16 protein-coding genes are annotated in these 19,444 nt (G+C 60.9%); 5 read left to right on the top strand and 11 right to left on the bottom strand.

Annotation, left to right across the window (positions count from 1 at the left end):
• Positions 1–101: 101 nt before the first annotated feature.
• On the bottom strand, positions 102–2,852 hold the full coding sequence (gene fdhF / locus J3R80_RS07970; protein WP_275393234.1) for a formate dehydrogenase subunit alpha: 2,751 nt from the start codon (positions 2,850–2,852) through the stop codon (positions 102–104).
• 146 nt (positions 2,853–2,998) lie between these two features.
• Between fdhF and J3R80_RS07965 the strand changes: the two genes are divergently transcribed.
• The 4 genes from J3R80_RS07965 to J3R80_RS07950 are packed head-to-tail and all read left to right on the top strand — an operon-like array spanning position 2,999 to position 6,118.
• Positions 2,999–3,649 carry a histidine phosphatase family protein gene (locus J3R80_RS07965; RefSeq protein ID WP_275393233.1) on the top strand — a complete coding sequence of 217 codons (651 nt, stop codon included), beginning with the start codon at positions 2,999–3,001 and terminating at the stop codon, positions 3,647–3,649.
• Between the two features lie 12 nt (positions 3,650–3,661).
• Complete coding sequence (locus tag J3R80_RS07960) at positions 3,662–4,717, top strand: saccharopine dehydrogenase (RefSeq protein ID WP_275393232.1); 1,056 nt, start codon at positions 3,662–3,664, stop codon at positions 4,715–4,717.
• Position 4,718: 1 nt separating this feature from the next.
• Positions 4,719–4,967, top strand: a complete 249-nt coding sequence (locus J3R80_RS07955; RefSeq protein WP_275393231.1) for a SemiSWEET family transporter — start codon at positions 4,719–4,721, stop codon at positions 4,965–4,967.
• A gap of 11 nt (positions 4,968–4,978) precedes the next feature.
• Positions 4,979–6,118, top strand: coding sequence for a saccharopine dehydrogenase family protein (locus tag J3R80_RS07950; RefSeq protein ID WP_275393230.1), 1,140 nt, complete (start codon positions 4,979–4,981; stop codon positions 6,116–6,118).
• Between the two features lie 481 nt (positions 6,119–6,599).
• Here J3R80_RS07950 and rmuC read toward each other — a convergent pair whose 3' ends face one another.
• The 9 genes from rmuC to J3R80_RS07905 all read right to left on the bottom strand — a co-directional run bounded on the left by rmuC (position 6,600) and on the right by J3R80_RS07905 (position 18,322).
• A complete protein-coding gene (gene rmuC, locus J3R80_RS07945; RefSeq protein ID WP_275393229.1) occupies positions 6,600–7,829 on the bottom strand; it encodes a DNA recombination protein RmuC in 1,230 nt (409 codons plus the stop codon).
• The gene (gene mutL, locus J3R80_RS07940; RefSeq protein ID WP_275393228.1) at positions 7,826–9,688 is read right to left on the bottom strand and encodes a DNA mismatch repair endonuclease MutL; all 1,863 of its coding nucleotides are present in this window, start codon (positions 9,686–9,688) and stop codon (positions 7,826–7,828) included. The genes rmuC and mutL overlap by 4 nt, the downstream gene beginning before the upstream one ends.
• A 70-nt stretch (positions 9,689–9,758) precedes the next feature.
• Complete coding sequence (locus tag J3R80_RS07935) at positions 9,759–11,069, bottom strand: pitrilysin family protein (RefSeq protein ID WP_275393227.1); 1,311 nt, start codon at positions 11,067–11,069, stop codon at positions 9,759–9,761.
• A complete protein-coding gene (locus J3R80_RS07930) occupies positions 11,066–12,403 on the bottom strand; it encodes a pitrilysin family protein (protein ID WP_275393226.1) in 1,338 nt (445 codons plus the stop codon). The genes J3R80_RS07935 and J3R80_RS07930 overlap by 4 nt, the downstream gene beginning before the upstream one ends.
• Before the next feature lie 118 nt (positions 12,404–12,521).
• Positions 12,522–13,049 carry a DUF3035 domain-containing protein gene (locus J3R80_RS07925; protein ID WP_275393225.1) on the bottom strand — a complete coding sequence of 176 codons (528 nt, stop codon included), beginning with the start codon at positions 13,047–13,049 and terminating at the stop codon, positions 12,522–12,524.
• Between the two features lie 54 nt (positions 13,050–13,103).
• A complete protein-coding gene (gene lspA / locus J3R80_RS07920) occupies positions 13,104–13,574 on the bottom strand; it encodes a signal peptidase II (protein ID WP_275393224.1) in 471 nt (156 codons plus the stop codon).
• A 7-nt stretch (positions 13,575–13,581) separates the two neighbouring features.
• Positions 13,582–15,171: a bifunctional phosphoribosylaminoimidazolecarboxamide formyltransferase/IMP cyclohydrolase gene (purH, locus tag J3R80_RS07915; RefSeq protein ID WP_275393223.1), complete on the bottom strand. Its 1,590-nt coding sequence runs from the start codon at positions 15,169–15,171 to the stop codon at positions 13,582–13,584.
• A gap of 21 nt (positions 15,172–15,192) precedes the next feature.
• The gene (locus J3R80_RS07910; RefSeq protein WP_275393222.1) at positions 15,193–16,944 is read right to left on the bottom strand and encodes a heparinase II/III family protein; all 1,752 of its coding nucleotides are present in this window, start codon (positions 16,942–16,944) and stop codon (positions 15,193–15,195) included.
• 118 nt (positions 16,945–17,062) lie between these two features.
• Positions 17,063–18,322 (bottom strand): transcription antitermination factor NusB, encoded by a 1,260-nt coding sequence (locus J3R80_RS07905; protein ID WP_275393221.1) that lies wholly within the window; start codon positions 18,320–18,322, stop codon positions 17,063–17,065.
• A 69-nt stretch (positions 18,323–18,391) separates the two neighbouring features.
• Here J3R80_RS07905 and J3R80_RS07900 point away from each other — a divergent pair, with 69 nt between their 5' ends.
• Positions 18,392–18,595, top strand: coding sequence for a DUF1674 domain-containing protein (locus J3R80_RS07900; RefSeq protein WP_275393266.1), 204 nt, complete (start codon positions 18,392–18,394; stop codon positions 18,593–18,595).
• An 18-nt stretch (positions 18,596–18,613) separates the two neighbouring features.
• Here the strand turns inward: J3R80_RS07900 and dapB are convergent, their stop codons facing one another.
• Positions 18,614–19,423, bottom strand: a complete 810-nt coding sequence (gene dapB, locus J3R80_RS07895) for a 4-hydroxy-tetrahydrodipicolinate reductase (protein ID WP_275393220.1) — start codon at positions 19,421–19,423, stop codon at positions 18,614–18,616.
• Between the last annotated feature and the right edge of the window lie 21 nt (positions 19,424–19,444).

Genomic DNA, 19,444 nt, shown 5'->3' with positions numbered 1-19,444 from the left:
CTTAATAACAAACAGATAGCTTGTTCCAAGCAGACATTGGTGCTCACTGCAGCATCCCGCACTTTGGGCTCGAAAACCCACACTCCCCAGCTCAGACCAGCCTACTCCGCCGCCAAGCTCCCGGTTTTCTCAACCTTCACCGCAGCGAACTTCATCTCGGCAATCTTGCCATAAGGATCAAGCGCCGGGTTGGTCAGCATGTTGGCGGCCGCTTCGACATAGGCGAAAGGCAGGAACACCATGTTTTCCGCCACGCCATAATCCGCGCGCGCCATAACCTCGATTGAACCGCGCCGCGTGGTCAGGCGAACCATTTCACCGGCCTCAACGCCCATTTCGCGCAAAGTCTTGGGGTTGATCGAGCAGTTGGCCTCGGGTTCGATGGCGTCCAGCACGGTGGCGCGGCGGGTCATTGATCCTGTATGCCAATGCTCCAATTGCCGTCCGGTGGTCAGGACCATCGGATAGTCGGCGTCGGGCAATTCGGCGGGTGGCAGGATCGCTGCGGGGGTAAACCGGGCCCGTTTTCCTGCTCGGGGGAAACCGTCGCCAAATACAACCGCCTGCCCCGGATCTTCGGGGGACAGTGATGGATAGGTGACAGCGTTTTGCGCCACCAGACGGTCCCAGGTGATGTTGTTCAGCGATGGCATCAAACGTCCCATCTCGGCGAATACCTCGCGCGGGTGGGTATAGCTCCAGCCCAGCCCCAGACGTTTGGCCAGTTCGATTGTGATCCACCAATCTTCCTTGGCGTCGCCGGGCGGCGGGACAGCGGGGCGCCCCATCTGAACCTGCCGGTTGGTGTTGGACACCGTACCGGTCTTTTCGGCAAATGCGGCGGCGGGCAGGACCACGTCGGCATAGCTGGCGGTTTCGGTCAGGAAGATATCCTGACTGACCAGAAACTCCATCCGTTCCAGCGCCTCGCGCACATGGGTCACATCGGGGTCGGACATGGCGGGGTTTTCACCCAGGATATACATGCCCTTGATGCGGCCATCGTGGACGGCATCCATAATCTCGACCACCGTCAGACCGGGTTTGTCGGACAGGTTGTCGGTGCCCCAGACCGCATTGAACTCGGCCAGAACAGCCGGGTCTTTCACCGATTTATAATCCGGCAGGAACATCGGGATCAGCCCGGCATCCGACGCGCCTTGCACGTTGTTCTGACCCCGCAGCGGGTGCAGGCCCGTGCCCGGACGCCCAACATTACCGGTCATCAGCGCCAGAGAAATCAGGCAACGGGAATTATCCGTGCCGTGGACGTGCTGGCTGACGCCCATGCCCCAGAAAATCATCCCCGCCTTGCCCTTGGCAAAGGTGCGTGCAACAGCGCGCAGCTCATCTGCAGGGATGCCGCAAATCTCGGCCATGTCCTCGGGCGGGAAGGCGCGCAGATGCTCGCGCATCGCCTCCCAATTCTCGGTATGCTGGGCGATATAGGCGTCGTCGGTCAGGCCTTCTTCGGCGATCACATGCATGATCGCGTTCAGCATCGACACATCGCCGCCCGGTTTGAACTGCAACATATGCGTGGCGAACCGGCTGAGCGACGTGCCACGCGGATCCATCACGATCAGCTTGCCGCCGCGTTTGGTGAACTGCTTGAAATAGGTCGCGGCGACCGGATGGTTTTCGATTGGGTTCGAGCCGATGACAATGGCAACATCCGCATTCTCGATCTCGTTGAACGTGGCTGTTACCGCGCCCGAGCCAACGTTTTCCAGCAATGCCGAAACAGAAGACGCGTGGCACAGCCGTGTGCAGTGGTCCACGTTGTTGTGGCCAAAGCCTGCGCGGATCAGCTTCTGGAACAGATACGCTTCTTCGTTGGTGCATTTGGCCGACCCGAAGCCGGACACCGCATCGCCGCCATGGGCGTCTCGCAGCTTGGCAAGACCTTGGGCGGCCATGTCCAGCGCCTCGTCCCAAGATGCCTCACGGAAATGAGTCAGCGGATTCGCGGGATCTACATTCAACCCCTTGGGTGCACCTTCTTTTCGGATCAGGGGTTTGGTCAGGCGGTGGCCGTGGTTGATATAGTCAAACCCGAACCGACCCTTCACGCACAAACGACCTTCGTTCGCAGGGCCGTTAATACCCTCGACATAAACGACCCTGTCATCTTTCACGCGCAGGCTGACCTGGCAGCCAACACCGCAGAAGGGGCAAATGCTCTCAACCTCGCGATCATAGTCTTCGGTGTCCGTCACCTTGGCGGGCATCAGGGCACCGGTGGGACAGGCTTGCACGCATTCGCCGCAGGCGACACAGGTGGATGCGCCCATCGGATCGGCGATGTCAAACACGGGATAGGCATCGTGACCACGCCCCGCCATACCGATCACATCATTGACCTGCACTTCGCGGCAGGCCCGAACACACAGGTTGCACTGAATACAAGCATCCAGATTGACGCTCATCGCCACATGACTGTCATCCAGAAGCGGAACGCGTCCGGCCTCAAGCTTCGGAAAACGGCTGGTTTCAACACCAGTCACATCGGCCATATCCAACAGATGTGACGATGTGTCATGCGCCGCCTCCGGCTGATCCGCCATCAGAAGCTCGACCACCATCTTGCGGGCTTGGCGTGCACGGGCATTGTCGGTTGTAACCACCATGCCTTCAGACGGTTCGCGAATGCAGGACGCCGCCAACACGCGCTCGCCCTCGATCTCGACCACGCAGGCGCGGCAGTTGCCATCAGCGCGCAGGTTCGGCACGTCCTTGTGGCACAAATGCGGAATCAGGGTGCCCTGACGCTTTGCCACGTCCCAAATGCTTTCCCCCGCCTGTGCCACCACATCCTGACCGTCCAGGGTGAACTTGATGCCGTCGCTCATGGAAACCTCCGTCTTATCGTGGACAGTATAAACCACGTGACGCGGCCCGTCAGTCTTTCAATCCCGACACCCCACGCTGATTTTGCGCCAGCTCCCCCTTTTCGAATTGGATCCAATTCTCTAGCAATAGGCCGAAAGGAATCCTCATGACCACAATCACGCTGATCCGCCATGGACAAGCCAACAACACCGCAACCGACGAAGCCGGCTATGACCGCCTGTCCGATCTGGGTCGACAGCAGGCACGTTGGCTGGGTGAATACATGCGCGACACCGGACAGCGGTATAAGAAAGTTTACACCGGCACGCTGACCCGACACCGCCAGACGGCTGAGGAATGGGGCGCAGATGGCTTCACGCAGGACGCGCGGCTGGACGAGGTACAGTATTTCGATCTTTCCGAGCGGATGCACACCCAGTTTGGCATCCCACACCCGCGCACGCACGAGGATTTCGTGGACCACCTGCCGCTGACGTTTTCGGCTTGGCAGGAAGGTCAGATAGACGACGCACCTGAAACCTTTCACGAATTTCAAACCCGCGTCAGCGACGTGATTCACGACATCGCAGAACGTGGCGAAGACGCGATCATCTTTACCTCGGGCGGATTCATCGGGATGGCAACGCGCGTGGTCATGGGGTTGGAGATCGGCCCGTTCACCCGCACGATCCTGCCGATCATGAACAGTTCGGTCCACCGGATGCGACTGACATCGGCGGGGCTGAGCCTGATACAGTTTAACGCCGTTCCTCACCTGGAACCCATCGACCGCCACCATGCCCAGACACATTTCTAAGGAGACCGCCCCATGACACATCTGTGGGTCCGTGCAGAGCAACGTGAGAATGAAGACCGGGTTGGACTGACGCCGGACGGCGCCGCTGAGCTGATCAAGGCGGGTATTCGCGTGACGATCGAGGAAAGCAGCGTCCGCGCCATCGGCATCGACGGCTACAAGGATGCAGGCTGCGAGATTGCGGCGGAAAACAGCTGGCCCGACGCGCCGCTGGACGCGATCATCTTTGGCCTGAAAGAACTGCCCGAGGACGGCACACCCCTGCCCCATCGCCACATCATGTTCGGCCACGCCTTCAAGGGCCAGCACTCGGGCCGCGCGCTTCTGGAGCGGTTCAAGGCAGGCGGCGGGACGCTCTATGACCTTGAATATCTGGTGGACGAAACCGGCCGTCGCGTCGCCGCGTTTGGGTATTGGGCCGGGTTCGCCGGTGCCGCCGTGACGCTGAAAGCGTGGGCAGCACAACAGCACGGCAAGCTCTGCGGGCCGGTCGGCGCCTACAAGAACAAGGACGCCATGATGGAGGAACTGCACGCGGAACTCGACACCACCGGCACCGCCCGCCCCAACGCCATCGTGATCGGCGCGCTTGGCCGCGTCGGCACTGGCGCCTCGGACTTGATGGAGGCGATGGGCGTCGCCGTCACCAAATGGGACATGGCAGAAACCGCGCATGGTGGCCCCTTCCCCGAAATCCTTGACCACAACCTGTTCATCAACTGCATCCTTGCAGGCCCGCAAACACCGGTCTTCGTGCCGAAAGACGCCGTAGCAGCTGACCGCAAGCTGACCGCCATTGGCGACGTCGCCTGCGACCCCGACAGCGACTACAACCCTGTGCCAGTCTATGACAAAGCGACCAGCTGGGAGGCTCCGGCCCTGCGCGTGACCGAAAACCCAGCGCTGGACGTGATGGCCATCGACAACCTGCCCTCGATGCTGCCGCTGGAAAGCTCGATCGACTATGCGGGGCAGCTTTTGCCCTGGCTCGAAACCCTCACCGACCTGTCATCGGGTGTCTGGGCGCGGGCCGAGGCGACATTCAAAACACACATGAAGGACATCTGACGTGGAAACCCTGATTGGAAGCGCCGCAGGTGTCATCAGCACCATCTGTTGGCTGCCGCAAACCCTTCGCGCATGGCGCACTCGCCACACCGCGGATTTATCGTTGCCAACAAACCTGATGGTTTTCGCATCCATCGCGCTATGGCTGATCTATGGCCTCATGCTTAGCGCTTGGCCAATGGTCGTCGCGAACGCACTTGCATTGGTCATGGTCGGTTCGATCATAACTGCGAAACTGAAATTCGGCTGAAAGGAACTCCTATGACAATCCATTGGTGTGGCACCGGCCTGTCGGCCATCCCCGGCCTGCGTCGCCTGATTGAAAACGGGCGCGAGGTGACGGTTTGGAACCGGACCGTCGAAAAAGCGCGCGAGGCTGTGGGTGATCTGACCGACGACATTCGCGCGTTTTCGCTGGAGGCACTGGCCGAGGCCCTGAAGCCCGGCGACATCGCTGTGTCGATGCTGCCCGGAGACCTGCACGTCCCCGTCGCCAAGCTGTGCCTTGAAAACCAAGCGCATTTCGTATCGTCCAGCTATATCGCGCCCGAGATGAAGGCGCTGGACGGGGCCTTCAAGGACGCAGGACTGGCCTGCGTGAACGAAATCGGTCTGGACCCCGGCATCGACCACCTGATGGCCCATTGGCTGGTGTCAGATTACCGCGCGTCCGACGCCTATAACGCGGGCAACAAGCTGAGCTTCATTTCCTATTGCGGCGGCGTTCCGAAGATCCCGAACCCGTTCCGCTATAAATTCAGCTGGTCGCCGCTTGGCGTGTTGAAAGCCCTACGCTCGCCGTCAAAATCCATAAAGGGCGGCAAGCCGCTCGACGTGGCCCGCCCGTGGGACGCGATCAGCAGCTATGACGCCCCGCTGCCCACCCCCGAAAGCTTCGAGGTTTATCCCAACCGCGACTCGCTGCCGTTCATGGAGGACTACAAGTTCGACCCCGCATGGGATGTCGATACCTTCGTACGTGGCACTCTGCGCCTGAACGGCTGGGCCGAGGCGTGGAAAGACGTCTTTGCCGAGGTCGAAACGCTGGAAGGCGACGCCGGTGACGCCCGCCTGAAAGAGATGTCCGACCAGTTCTGGAACGAAAACGCGTATGACGACGGTGAACCCGACCGCGTGATCATGTGCGTGGCGCTGAAAGCCCAAAAAGACGGGGCCGAGGTCTATCACAAAACCTATGTCATGGACGCTTGGGGAGATGATCGCGGCACCGCCATGGCACGTTTGGTCTCGACCCCTGTGTCGCTGGCCATCGACATGATCCTTGACGGCAAAGCGCCCGCTGGCGTGACGGCGGCATCGTCGGACCCCAAGATGATCGAGACTTGGATGGGCCACGTGAACGAACTGGCGCAGCATGTGGCGGTGGTTGATCACGTTTGAAAACGGACGCCCAGTGGAAACGCCGGGCGACATACCCAACGCCGCGTGTTCATCCGGTCAGAGAGCATATGGGGCTGAACGGGGCCAATCCACCAACCTACTTGGTCCCAGCATCAGGATTGCCGACGGAACCGTCCTTGCAGCTACACTCAGGTTGGTGAGCGACTTGATCGCTCACGCAAGAAGCACCACACAGAAAACAAGAGACAAGACATCCCAACAACAACAAAAGGAGCCACCGACTTCAAGTCGGTCATTAGACAGCAGGCATTGTATTTATTAAGGAATTCGTCGTTCCATTCTCCGTAACCGCCATAGGTGAACGTGTAACCTTTAGCGATTTGCAGCATCAGCCAGCTTATTAGTAAGAGCACGATTCCAAGTACGAGAGACAACCACTTCATATTCGAAGTGTACAGCCGCTCCGAAGCACTATGCAAACTGGACTCTCAGCAGACATACGGAAATGTAGCAAGAAAGCCTACCCCTTCCCAATCGGCACCACATTCTCGGCCCCGTCCGACAACTCCTCAAAGTCAAAGTTATCCAACCGAGCTGCCCGCTTGCCCGCGCGTTCGGCGGCCGTCGTAATTCCCTCGACATCCCGCCGCGCCTGATCGAAATGCGTTTCCAGCTTGCCCGCCCGTTCCACCACCAGCTCCACGTCGCGGTGCAGGTTCTTCAGCATCTTGCGAATCTCGCCCGCCTGTTCACGCATCCGCGCGTCTTTCAGGATCGCGCGCATGGTGTTCAGGGTCGCCATGCAGGTGGTGGGCGAGACGATCCAGACGCGCGCCTCGAACCCTTCGCGGACCAGTTCGGGGAAGTTTGCGTGCAGCTCGGCATAGACGGCTTCGGACGGCAGGAACATCAGCGCGCCGTCAGCGGTTTCGCCTTCGATGATGTATTTCTCGGAAATCGCTTTGATGTGGGCCTTCACCGCGACGCGCATCGCTTTGGCGGCTTCGTTCAGCTCGTATTGCGTCTCGGCCCTGCGCAGCGCCTCATAGGCTTCCAGCGGAAATTTCGAGTCAATGACAATCGGCCCCGGCGGGTTCGGCAGGTGGATCAGACAGTCCGCGCGCTTGCCGTTCGAGAGGGTTTGTTGCAGGTCATAGCTGTCCTTCGGCAGCGCCTTAGAGACAATGTCGGTCAGTTGGATTTCCCCAAACGCGCCGCGGGTCTGCTTGTTCGACAGGATGTCTTGCAGGCTTAACACGTCGCCCGACAGCCGCGTGATATTGTCCTGCGCCTTGTCAATCACCGCCAGCCGTTCCTGCAATTGCGTCAGGCTTTCGGTGGTTTTCACCGTATTGCCTTGCAGGCTTTCTTTCATGCGCTCTTGCAGCTCAGACATGGCCCGCGCGGACTTCATCGCGTTGTCGTGCAGTCGATCGTTCATCTGTTGCTGCACATGGGCAAGTCGGACCTCCATCGCTTGCAAGACCTGCGCCTGCCCACTGGCCTGCGCGTCGGACACGGTGCGCAACCCGCCAGACAGCTGATCCTGCCCGGCACCCAGCACCTGCACCGCCTGCCCCAGACCGCCCATCTGCAGCGCCAAATCCTCGGCCACGCGGGTCGAGCGGCCAGCGCGGCGAAGCACCACAACCAGCAGGATGAACATCAGAACTGCAAGCGCGATACCGCCCAGCGTCAACAGCACCAGCGGGTCAGTAAGGTCATAGGTCGTGCCACCGATCTGGATCATGTGCGTCCAAACAGCCTTTCGATATCTGCGAGTTTCAGTTCCACATAGGTCGGGCGCCCGTGGTTGCACTGGCCGGAATGGGGCGTGGCCTCCATTTCCCGCAGCAGGGCGTTCATTTCTTCGGGGCGCATCCAGCGGCCGGACCGGATCGAGCCGTGGCAGGCGACGCGGGACAGCACAGCCTCGATCTTGGCTTGCACCATGTTGCTGTCGCCAAGGTCTGCCAGCTCATCCAGCACATCCTTGATCATCGCGGTGGCGTTGATCTCGCCCAGAATGGCAGGGGTTTCGCGCACAGCGACGGCGTCCCCTCCGAAGGATTCGATGACCAGACCCATGGTTGCGAGGTTATCCGCGACTTCGAGCAGCCGCGCCACGTCACCAGCGGACAATTCAACGATCTCGGGGATCAGCAGCGCCTGACGGGCCACGCCGTTCTCGGCCATCTGGCGTTTGAGTTTCTCGTACACCAGACGTTCATGCGCAGCGTGTTGGTCAACGATGACCATGCCGGTTTCGGTCTGCGCGATGATGTAGTTTTCATGCACCTGCGCGCGGGCGGCACCCAAGGGCAGTGCCTCTTGCGGGGCGTCTTGCGCGGGCTCGACCACCGGATCGAATCGGGCCGATGGCGCGGACATCTCGGCAAAGCCCGGCGTGTCCTGCACAGGCATTTGCGCCTGATAGGACGAGCGCATGGCCCCAAGGCTGGGCCGGTCCATCTGATAGACGCGCGGCTCGGTCGGCTCGGGTCGCATCGCACCCAGCGTTGCACCTGCCACGGTCGTGGACGCGCGGTGGCCAGCATTCGCCAGCGCATGCCGCAGCCCCGAGACGATCAGCCCGCGCGCCATGCCCGGCTCGCGGAAGCGGACCTCGGATTTCGCGGGGTGGACATTCACGTCGACCAGATGCGGATCGCAGGACACGAACAGCGCCGCCGCCGGATGGCGATCACGCGACAGGAAATCGAAATACGCCGCCCTGAGCGCGCCGGTCAGCAGCTTGTCTTTCACCGGGCGGCCATTCACGAACAGAAACTGCGCCACCGCAGCCCCGCGCGAATAAGTCGGCAGCGCAGCGAAACCCGTCAGGCGCAGCCCATCACGCTCGGCATCAATCGGGATGGCGTTCTCGGCAAAATCGCGCCCCAGAATGGTCGCCAATCGGCCCGACAGCGCATCGAACATGTCGCCCGTTTCAGGGTCCGCGCGGAAGGTTACACGGCCTTCGCCCCCACCCGAGACATCGCGCAGGGTGAAGCCGATTTGCGGCTCGGCCATGGCAAGGCGCTTGACCACGTCACTGATCGCCTGCGCCTCGGCCCGGTCGGTGCGCAGGAATTTCAGGCGCGCGGGCGTGGCGTAGAACAGGTCGCGCAGCTCGACCACCGTGCCACCGGACAAGGCCGCCGGTTTCACCGGGTCCATCTTTCCACCCGCCACGCGGATCGTTGCGGCGTCAAAGCCATCCGCGCGCGAGGTGATGGTCAAGCGACCGACGGCACCAAGCGAAGGCAGCGCCTCGCCCCGGAAGCCAAAGGTGTGAATATCCAACAGGTCCGACCCGTCGATTTTTGACGTCGCATGGCGCGACATCGCCAGCGCCAGATCGTCGGGCGCGATACCGCACCCATCGTCCGTCACGCGGATCAAAGTCTTGCCGCCATCGGCATAGGTGACGTCGATCCTTGTCGCGCCCGCATCAATGGCGTTCTCGACCAATTCCTTCACCGCCGAGGCCGGACGCTCCACCACTTCGCCCGCCGCAATCCGGTTGATTGCGGCGTCATCCAACTGGCGGATAACGGGGCGGCGCACCGGCTGATCCGGGCTTATATGGGGGCTATCGTCGGGCATGGCACAAGACTTAGCATATCCTGCGCCGATTCGACCATTGCGAAATGGCTGAACTCCGCCCCCTTTGCGTTCAGTTTGAAACAACGCCGTCGGGCTGGCCCACCACCACGAAATGCAGCGCTTCAGGGTCATATAGGCGCGACGCAACCCGCTTCGCATCCTCCAACGTGACGGCCATCACCTGATCATTGCGGGTGGCGATGTAATCGACGGGCAAGCCCTCCATCTGCATCGACACCATGATATTGGCGATATTGGCATTGCCATCGAAACGCAGCGGATACGAGCCCGTCAGATAGGTCTGCGCCGCCATCAGTTCTTCCTGTGTGATGTCGTCCTGTGCGATCCGCGCCCATTCGGCACGCGTCACCTCAATCGCTTCGGCAATCGAGCCATTTTGGCTGGAGAACTGCCCCATGATCGTTTCGGACAGATCGGCAGGCACAAGAAACGTCCCGATCCCATAGGTCAGCCCGCGTTTTTCCCGCACCTCTTGCATCAGGCGCGAGTTCGAACCGCGCCCGCCCATCACTTCGTTCAGAACGAAGGCTGCAAAGAAATCCGGGTCGTCGCGCGCGATGCCCTCATGCCCGAACATTGCAACTGATTGCGGTGTGTCAAATGGCACCACTGTGGTGCCACCCGACAAGGAAAATTCTGCGCGCGGCGGCATGGGTGCACCCGTCGCAGGCAGCCCTGCAAACAGGTCATCCAACAGCACACTCAGCTCGTCCGAGGTAATGTCGCCAACAGCGGCGACATATATCCGATCCAATGCAAGCGCATCGTTCAGCGCTGTTACAAGATCGTCCCGCGTCAATCCCGCCACGCTCTCGGCCGTACCGGCCCGGTAACTACCATAGGGATGATCGCCATAGGCCATGCGATCCCATGTCTCGCCTGCGATTGCATCAGGGTCGGTTGTGCGTGACGCAAGGTGGGACATCACTTGGGCACGAACACGGTCGATGGCCGCCGCGTCAAACCGCGGCTCGGTCAAAGCGGTCTGCAGCAGGTCCATCGCCGCCTTGCGGTTCTCGGTCAGAAACTGGGCTGACACCGTGATTGCGTCACCATAGGCACCGAACCGGAACGACGCTGCCAAACTTTCGCGCGCTTCCGCGAAACCGCGCGCATCAAGGTCGCCGGACCCTTCCTCCAAGAGGCCGACCATGAAATTCACTGCGCCCCGCTTGCCAGGGCGATCCAGCGACGTGCCACCCCGAAAGCGGATCTCAAGCGCGGTGAAGGGCAAGCTGTGCTCTTCAACCAGCCACGCGTTGATGCCAGCAGGTGTGGTGATCTCTTGAATGGCGATCTCGGCGCGGGCGGGGAAGGTCACAACCAAAAGCGCGATGAATGCATATAAGAAACGCATCATTTCATTTCCTCTCCGCCTTCTGGAACAAGCCAACCGGTGACGGATCGGCGATCATCGAACACCTTATGGGCGGCCTCCATCACCTGTTCTGGTGTGACAGCCTGCAACACATCCGGCCATGCCTGCACATCTTCAATTGTCAGCCCCGATGTCAGAGCACGACCATAACGCTGCGCGCGGGCCATCGCATTGTCCTGCGCATAGACCTGATCGGCGCGGATTTGGAACTTAATCCGCTCGAACTGTTCGGCGTCGATGCCGGTTTCAAGAAATTCGGCGATCTGCGCGTCCAATGCGGCCTCGGCTTCGGCAAGGCTGGTCCCTTGAGCGGGATAGACCACCAGCGAAAACTCGGTGTCGTCCAGCATAACCGATCCGTAGCCTGCCCCCGCATAGACCGCGATTGGATTATCGAACTGTAGCGCCCGGCCCAAAACCGACGTCGCGCCACTGCCCCCCAGAATCTCGGCCAGATAGACAAGTGCCGCGGCATGATCCTGCGCCCCTGCGTCACGTTCAGGCGCAACATACCGACGATAGACATAGGGCTGTGACACCCTTGGATCTTCGAAACGCAGGCGACGCTCGGCCAATTGTGGCGGTTCGGCGCGGCGCTCGCGTTCGGCTAAATCGGGCGTGGGCTTCAACGGGCCATAATGCTCTTGCGCCATGGCCCTGACCTCGTCCGGTGTCACATCGCCAGCGACGATCAGAATGGCATTGTTCGGCGCATAGAAGCGTTCATAAAAGGCCAATGCATCTTCGCGCGACAGCTGCGCGGCCTCGTGACGCCAACCGATAATCGGTGTGCCATAAGGGTGATTCAGGTAAGCTGCGGCGTTCATCTGTTCATGAAACAACGCGCTGGGGTTGCTGTCTGTCCGTTGGGCGCGTTCTTCAAGAATGACATTCCGTTCGGTCGCGATGTCTTCCTCGGTCAGACGCAGATTGCGCATCCGATCCGCTTCCATCTGCATCATCAGACCCAAGCGATCTGCAGCAACGCGCTGGTAATAGGCGGTATAATCCTGCGACGTGAAGGCGTTGTCAGATCCGCCATTTTCGGCGACCACTCGACTCAACTCTCCTGACTCCATGGTGTCCGTGGCTTTAAACAACAGATGTTCAAGAAAGTGGGCAATGCCGGAAACACCGGGTTTTTCATCCGCCGCCCCTGCCCGATACCAAAGCATGTGAACCGCGACCGGTGCGCGGTGATCTTCGATCACCACGACCTGAAGCCCGTTGTCCAAGGTGAAATCCGTAACGCTTTCCTTGGCGAATGCAGGCGCACCCAGCCCAAAAGTCAGAACTGCCACAATCAGAAACCGCATCCGAAACTCCTGTCTGTTCGTGACCAAGTTACGCGCAGATGCGCGAGCTTCAAGGCGCTCAAACAGAGTTGTGATCGCCGTCGATCAAATGAGGGTATGGGGCCACCCGGCCCAAGGATCATTGTGCAGCAGCAGGATCTGGTGGGGCGGCGGGCGTCCAGATGCCCAAACGACGCAAACGTTCAAGTTCGCGGTGCTGGTTCAATTCCTGTGCCTCGTAGGCGCTGTAATAGACATTCACGTTGAACAGCCGCTCCAACAGCTTGCCGCGATTTTCCTGACGCCATTTCAGGTCCTCCGCGGCCAGTTGGCCCCGAATGTTCGTCGAGACGCCATAACGGCTGGCTGCCGTGACAAGCGCACCTTCACCGCCGCGCAGACCCGTATTGCGCAGCTGCCCACCAAGCGCGGCCACAGCATCTGCGTTTGGCGTGGGATCCGTGATATTCGTGCCGCCGGGTGTCGGCGCGGGCAGCGCCTGATAGCTGGGCGGCTCTTGCAACGGTTTGGTTGGCAGGATCGCGAACTCGTCCGGTCCGGCTTGCGTGGACTTGATGTTCATCAGTTTGGGATCACCACCAGAACAGGCGGTCAGAAGAAGACCCGCGCAAAGAGCGGTCAAAATAGTGACGGATGAAAATCGCATGTGACGCAAAAACCCTCGTTTCCTACCGCTTCTTAGCCCATCTGGAAACGCGCGTCACGGGGTGTTCTTCGATGACGAGAACAGAACCAGACCGGTTGCCCCGGCGAAGACGAAAATGTCCGCCACATTGAATGAAAACGGGTTCTGGAATCCACAGCAGGACATGTTCAAAAAATCAACCACGGCGCCATAGTAAATACGATCCACCGCGTTGCCCAGCGCGCCGCCGATCAACAACCCGGCGGCAATGTTGGCCAATCGGCCCAGCCTCTCTTTTCGTACCCAGACGAAGACCCAGACCGAGATCACGACGCTCAGCGCCACAAGCACCCAGCGCATGGTTGCGGCATCCGACCCGAACAACCCGAAATTGACGCCGGTGTTCCAAGCCATTTGATAGACCAGAAAAGGCGGCCAGATCGGGACCACGCCGACGCGGTCCAGATCAAGAATGTAAAGCGCATGATATTTGCTGCCCTGATCCAGAGCAAAAACCAGAATAGCAGCTATCAGCAATGCGCGCATGGTTGGATCAGTGCCGGAAATGGCGCATGCCGGTGAACACCATCGCAAGACCAGCCTCGTTGGCCGCGTCAATGACTTCATTGTCACGCATGGAGCCACCGGGCTGAATCACGCAGGTGGCACCGGCAGCGGCAGCTTCCAAAAGCCCGTCGGGGAACGGGAAGAACGCGTCCGAGGCGACAGCCGACCCTTTGGCAAGGCTTTGAGGCAAGCCCAGCTCGTCCGCCATCCGTTGTGCCTTCGCCGCAGCGACATTGGCGCTGTCCAGACGGCTCATCTGGCCCGCACCCACGCCAACGGTCGCAAGATCTTTCACATAAACAATCGCGTTGGATTTCACGTGCTTGCCAACCTTCCATGCAAACAACAGATCACGCATTTGCTCATCCGTCGGTGCTTTCTCGGTCACGACCTTCAGGTCATCCATACCGATATAACCCACATCCTTGTCCTGCACGAGCAATCCGCCCGAGACCTGCTTATAGGCCGTCAAAGGCGCGCGGGTGTCTGGCAAACCGTCGGTCAGCAAAAGGCGGAGGTTCTTCTTGGCGGCAAAGATTTCGCGGGCTTCATCCGATGCGCCGGGGGCGATCACAACCTCGGTGAAAATCTCGGTAATCTTCGCGGCGGTTTCCGCATCCAGTGGCTGATTCAGCGCGACGATGCCGCCGAAAGCCGAGGTGCGGTCGCAGTCAAATGCCTTCTGATAGGCTTCGACCAGCGTCGCACCCTGCGCCACACCACAGGGGTTGGCGTGCTTGATGATTGCAACGGCGGGGCTGACAGCTGGATCGAACTCGGCAACCAGTTCGAACGCCGCATCGGTGTCGTTGATGTTGTTATAGCTCAGTTCCTTGCCCTGAAGCTGGGTCGCGGTCGCGACACCGGGGCGGTTCGAGCCGTCGGTATAGAACGCCGCTTTCTGATGGCTGTTTTCGCCATAGCGCAGGGTCTGCTTCAACTCACCGGCAAAAGCGCGGCGGCGCGGCGCTTCCAGTTCCAGCGCATCTGCCATCCAGGTCGACACGGCGGCGTCATAGGCAGCCGTGCGCGCATAGGCACGCTGGGCCAGCTTCTTGCGGAATTTCGGACAAGTCTTGCCGTCATGCTGATCCATGTCGCCAAGCAGCTTCTCGTAATCCTGCACATCAACCACCACGTTAACAAATGCGTGGTTCTTGGCAGCGGCACGGATCATCGCGGGGCCGCCAATATCGATGTTTTCAATGCAGGTGTCATAGTCGGCGCCCTTGGCGACGGTTTCCTCGAACGGATAGAGGTTCACCACCAGAAGGTCGATCGCGCCGATGCCGTGTTCCTCCATCGAGGCCACATGCGCATCATTGTCGCGCAGCGCCAGCAGACCGCCATGCACCATCGGATGCAGCGTCTTGACGCGACCGTCCATCATCTCGGGGAAGCCGGTGACGTCAGCCACATCTTTCACCGCAACACCGGCGTCGCGCAAGGCCTTCGCCGATCCACCGGTGGACAGAATCTCGACGCCGCGCTCTTCCAGCGCTTTGCCCAGATCAATCAGGCCGGTCTTGTCGGATACGGAAATCAGCGCGCGGCGCACGGGATGAAGGTCGGTCATGGCTCTTGGCCCCTTTGGCTCTTAACTTGGCAGCTCCGCCGTGTCACCGCGTTCAAGGTCACGCAAAACCGATGGGGTTTCCTGCGCCTTGGCCAGCGTCCAGCGGATGCGTGTCGCATAATCCATTGCGACGCCAGATAGAACCACTTGTTTGGTTTTTCGCGGCTTCAAACGCGTCTTTTCCAAATAAACGCTGCTTTCCAGCGCCAATTCACCGCGCCCTTCGAAGCGAAACACCCAAATCTCACCGGACCTCAGCGCCATCGAGACCGCCGTGCCCCCCAGATCAAGGGCAGCGTCAACGTCAGGATGAAGGTGAAAGCGCACGCTGAAAGGAATGCCTTGCAACGATACCTGATCCATCGCGCGATCAAACCGGGCCTGATCAGCATCTGACACGGCGGCCAAAGTGTCTTCACCCGCCACGCCGCGACCATTCTGATCCATTTCGATCCGCCGCATATGGGTCAACCCATGACTTTTGACATAACCATCATGGGCAGCCATCACGCCGGTCAAGCCGCCTTCGCTCAATTGCTGCAAGTGAACTTGCGATGGGGTGGATGTCAGAAACACCTTGGCCCCTCCGCCATGATGCTTCGCTGCGCCAAGACGCGACGATGAAAGCCCCGCCAATCCCAAAACAGAATGCGACGGGGTGGCGCGTCCCGCCTTGTGCCATTCGGCCCCGAAATGCGCGCCCGATCCACAATTCACGATCAAGGGACGCCGTCCCGAGGTCAGTTCGAATGCCAGCGTCGAGGCATGGGCGTTGGCCGAAGCCAGCCCGGTGGGCGGGACGGCCGTATCGATGATCAAGCTGGTGCGCCCCGCACTAACACGCGTATAGCCCATCGACCGCCCCGAAGCTGCGCGCCCGCGCACCCCCGATGTCGCCAGCGCATGATCCAACCGCCCCTCAAGCCCGCGCCCACCGCCGTGAAACCGCGCCAAGCCACCATCGGCATGACGCAGCGCGCGCAGGGTCGGTGCGATGCGTTCAATCGCGTCCATATGGGGCTTTACCGATTGGCGGCCACTTTCCGACAAGGCCAGCGCCGCCCAGTTCAGAAGGGTGAACACATCCAGCAATTCTTCGGGATTGCGGGTGGGAATACCACCCTCGGCGTCGATCTGGTCAGCACATTCCCGCGCAAGGGCTCTGACTGCCGGGGCGACGTGCCGTTCCATCCCTTCCAGCGCAAGGCCCGCATAGATCAGGCCGGTCAGCGCCTCGAACCGGGGCAGGCCGGGCGACGCCGCGTGCCACCGGCGCGACAGGAAAATCGTCTGCTGGCCCAGCGACCGGAAAAACGCGCGGCTTTGATCCGAATTCATCCCCGACATCAGGAAAATGGCATGGTTGATCCAGCGGATCAGGCGCCGACCGGTCAAATCCGGCGTCCAGCCATCGCCATCCCCCCGGCCAAACTGGTCGATCCAGCCCAATACCCATGCCTGTGCCCGCTTGCGCGCTTCTCCGTCGCCTACGCTGGCCAGATCATCCAGCCAGACAAACCCCTGTATTTCTTCGGAAAAACCCTGGCTGGGCAGCGTGACGTTCCACAGGCCGGTGTCGGGCGCGTTCACAAGATGACCGGCGAACAGATAATTGCCCGCGATCAACTGCTTGCCGCGCGCATAGGCCCCGATCGTGCGCGGTTCCGGTTGCGACACGAACCCGGTGGCCGGGCGCGCACGCGCGGCCCGCTTCGCCTGCCAGCGATTCGCAAATCGGGTTCTGAACCCGGAAAAGCCGTCTTGATGCACCACGGGGACGCCTCGCCTCAATCATCCAACAATGTTGAACTCGTGCCCCTCTGACGGGAGCCTTGGCAAAAGCATACAGACCCGCATGACGAGAGTCATCGTTGAATTGTGATGATGGTGGTCAGGTTTTCCGAAACGCTGTGATGAAGAACCCGTCCATCCCGCCAAGATCGGCGTTGAAATGCGGCATGATGCGCATCCCCTCGGGGCCGATCCAGTCGTCGTCAACGCCGGGCAGGCGCAGTGCATCCAGATCGACCTGAATGTTCGCATGACGCCCCAACGCATCGCGCACCTGTTCCTCGCCCTCGTCAATCAGCAGACTACAGGTGCAGAACACCAAGCGTCCGCCGGGCTTTAGAAGACCCAACGCACGGTCAATCATGTATTCCTGCAACTCGAACAGGCCGGGGAAATCGCTACCATCCTTGGCATGGGGCAAGTCAGGATGCCTGCGGATCGTGCCGGTGGCCGTGCAAGGCGCGTCCAACAGGATGGCGTCATACTGGGGTTCATCGAACTCCAACGCATCACCCACAACCAGCCGCGCAGGCAACCCGGTGCGGGCAAGGTTCTCGGCCACACGCTTCATGCGCAGCTCGGACACATCCAGCGCGGTCACATTTGCGCCCATCGCCGCCAGTTGCATGGTCTTGCCACCCGGGGCCGCGCACATATCCAGCACCCGGGCACCCGCCTGCGGCGCAAGCACCTTCGCAGGCAGCGCGGCCGAGGCATCCTGCACCCACCATTCCCCGGTGTCGTACCCATCCAGCCCGGTCACCTGCCCGGCATCCTGCAAGCGCACCGATCCGGTGGGCAGAAGCACGCCCCCAAGACGCTGCGCCAAACTGTTCGGGTCGCCCTTCGCGGTCAGATCAAGCGGTGGGGCCATCGCCTGCACAGCCTCGATCGCTTCGACCTGTGCCTTGCCGTAATCAGCGATCAGCGGCTTGCGCAGCCATTTCGGCAAGCGCGGGGTCGGCAGGCCATCCCACTTGTCCTTTTCCCCATCAACCTTGCGCAAAACGGCATTGACCAGACCGGCCATACGTTCGGTTTCACGGGTGGCGCGGGTTGCAGCGACAAGGGAATTCACCACCCCATGCGCCGCGCCGCCGGTGCAGATCTCGGCCACGCCCAGACGCAGGATATTCAAGACCCTCGCCGGAGGACGTTTCTTCAGATGCGGCCCCAGCATGCGGTCGGCCCGGTCCATGTTCCGAAGCGCAAGCAGAGTCAAACGTTGGGTGCGCGTGCGGTCTTCAGGGGCGACTTTGGCCAGTCGTCTGGGCAATGCCTCGGACAACAGGCGACGTTCGTCCAGTACGTCCCCCAACAGATCAACCGCGATATGTCGCGGGTCCAGAACCTTGCCCATCGGCACCCCTTTGTGTTTTACCTTTGCGCGACCTATATCATGGCACAGAAAGCCACAAGGATCAGGCCCATGTCCGACACGCCGTCAACGCCCGAGACCGTCAAGCGCGACCTGCCGCCTGCCGCCCAGCGCGCCCTTGCCGAAGCCGAAGAGCGCCGCAAGAAGGCCGAGGCCGAGGCAAAAGCCCGCCCGAAGGAGTACGGCGGACGCGACGGACCGGAGCCCGTGCGTTACGGCGACTGGGAGAAAAAGGGCATCGCGATCGACTTCTGATCGGCCCACCGCCGGGGATCACAACCCCAGCACATCCATCATGTCGTATTCGCCAGGTTTCTTGCCCTGCCCCCACAGCGCGGCCTTGACCGCGCCACGGGCAAAGATCGCACGATCCGTTGCGATGTGCCGCAAGATTATGCGTTCGCCCGGCGCGGCAAACATCACGTCATGTTCGCCCACGATGTCACCTCCACGCACCGCGTGAAAGCCAATATCGCCCCGCTTGCGCGCGCCGGTCATCCCGTCACGACCCCGGTCGGACACATCCGCCAGATCAACCCCCCGGCCTTCGGCGGCAGCCTCGCCCAGCATCAACGCCGTGCCGGACGGGGCGTCAACCTTGTGATGATGATGCGCCTCGACAATCTCGATGTCGAAATCCTCATCCAGTGCCTCGGCCACCTTGCGGGTCAGTTGAACCAGAAGATTGACGCCAAGGCTCATGTTGCCCGCGCGCACGATGGTCGAATGCCGCCCCGCCAACGCCAGCTTCGCCAGATCATCATCGCCAAGCCCTGTGGTGCCGATCACATGAACCGCACGCGCCTGTGCGGCGATTTCAGCCATGGCGACCGTGGCGGCGGGGGCTGTGAAATCAATGACGGCCTGCGCCTTCGCCATGGTCTCCAACGGGTCATCGGACACAGAGACGCCCAGCGCCTGACCGCCCATGCAAACGCCCACATCTTGACCGACCCAGTCATGACCCGGACGCTCCAGCGCGCCGACCAATCGCGCGCCCTTGTTCGCGCTGATTTCCCGGACCAGCATCTGGCCCATCCGGCCTGACGCACCCATCACCACAATACCCGGCAGATCGCTCATCTTTGTCTCCTTCACTTCACC

This window comes from Aliiroseovarius sp. Z3, from assembly GCF_029105185.1.
In the GTDB taxonomy this organism is placed as follows: Bacteria; Pseudomonadota; Alphaproteobacteria; order Rhodobacterales; family Rhodobacteraceae; genus Aliiroseovarius.
This window is presented reverse-complemented; position numbering and strand designations above follow the sequence as displayed.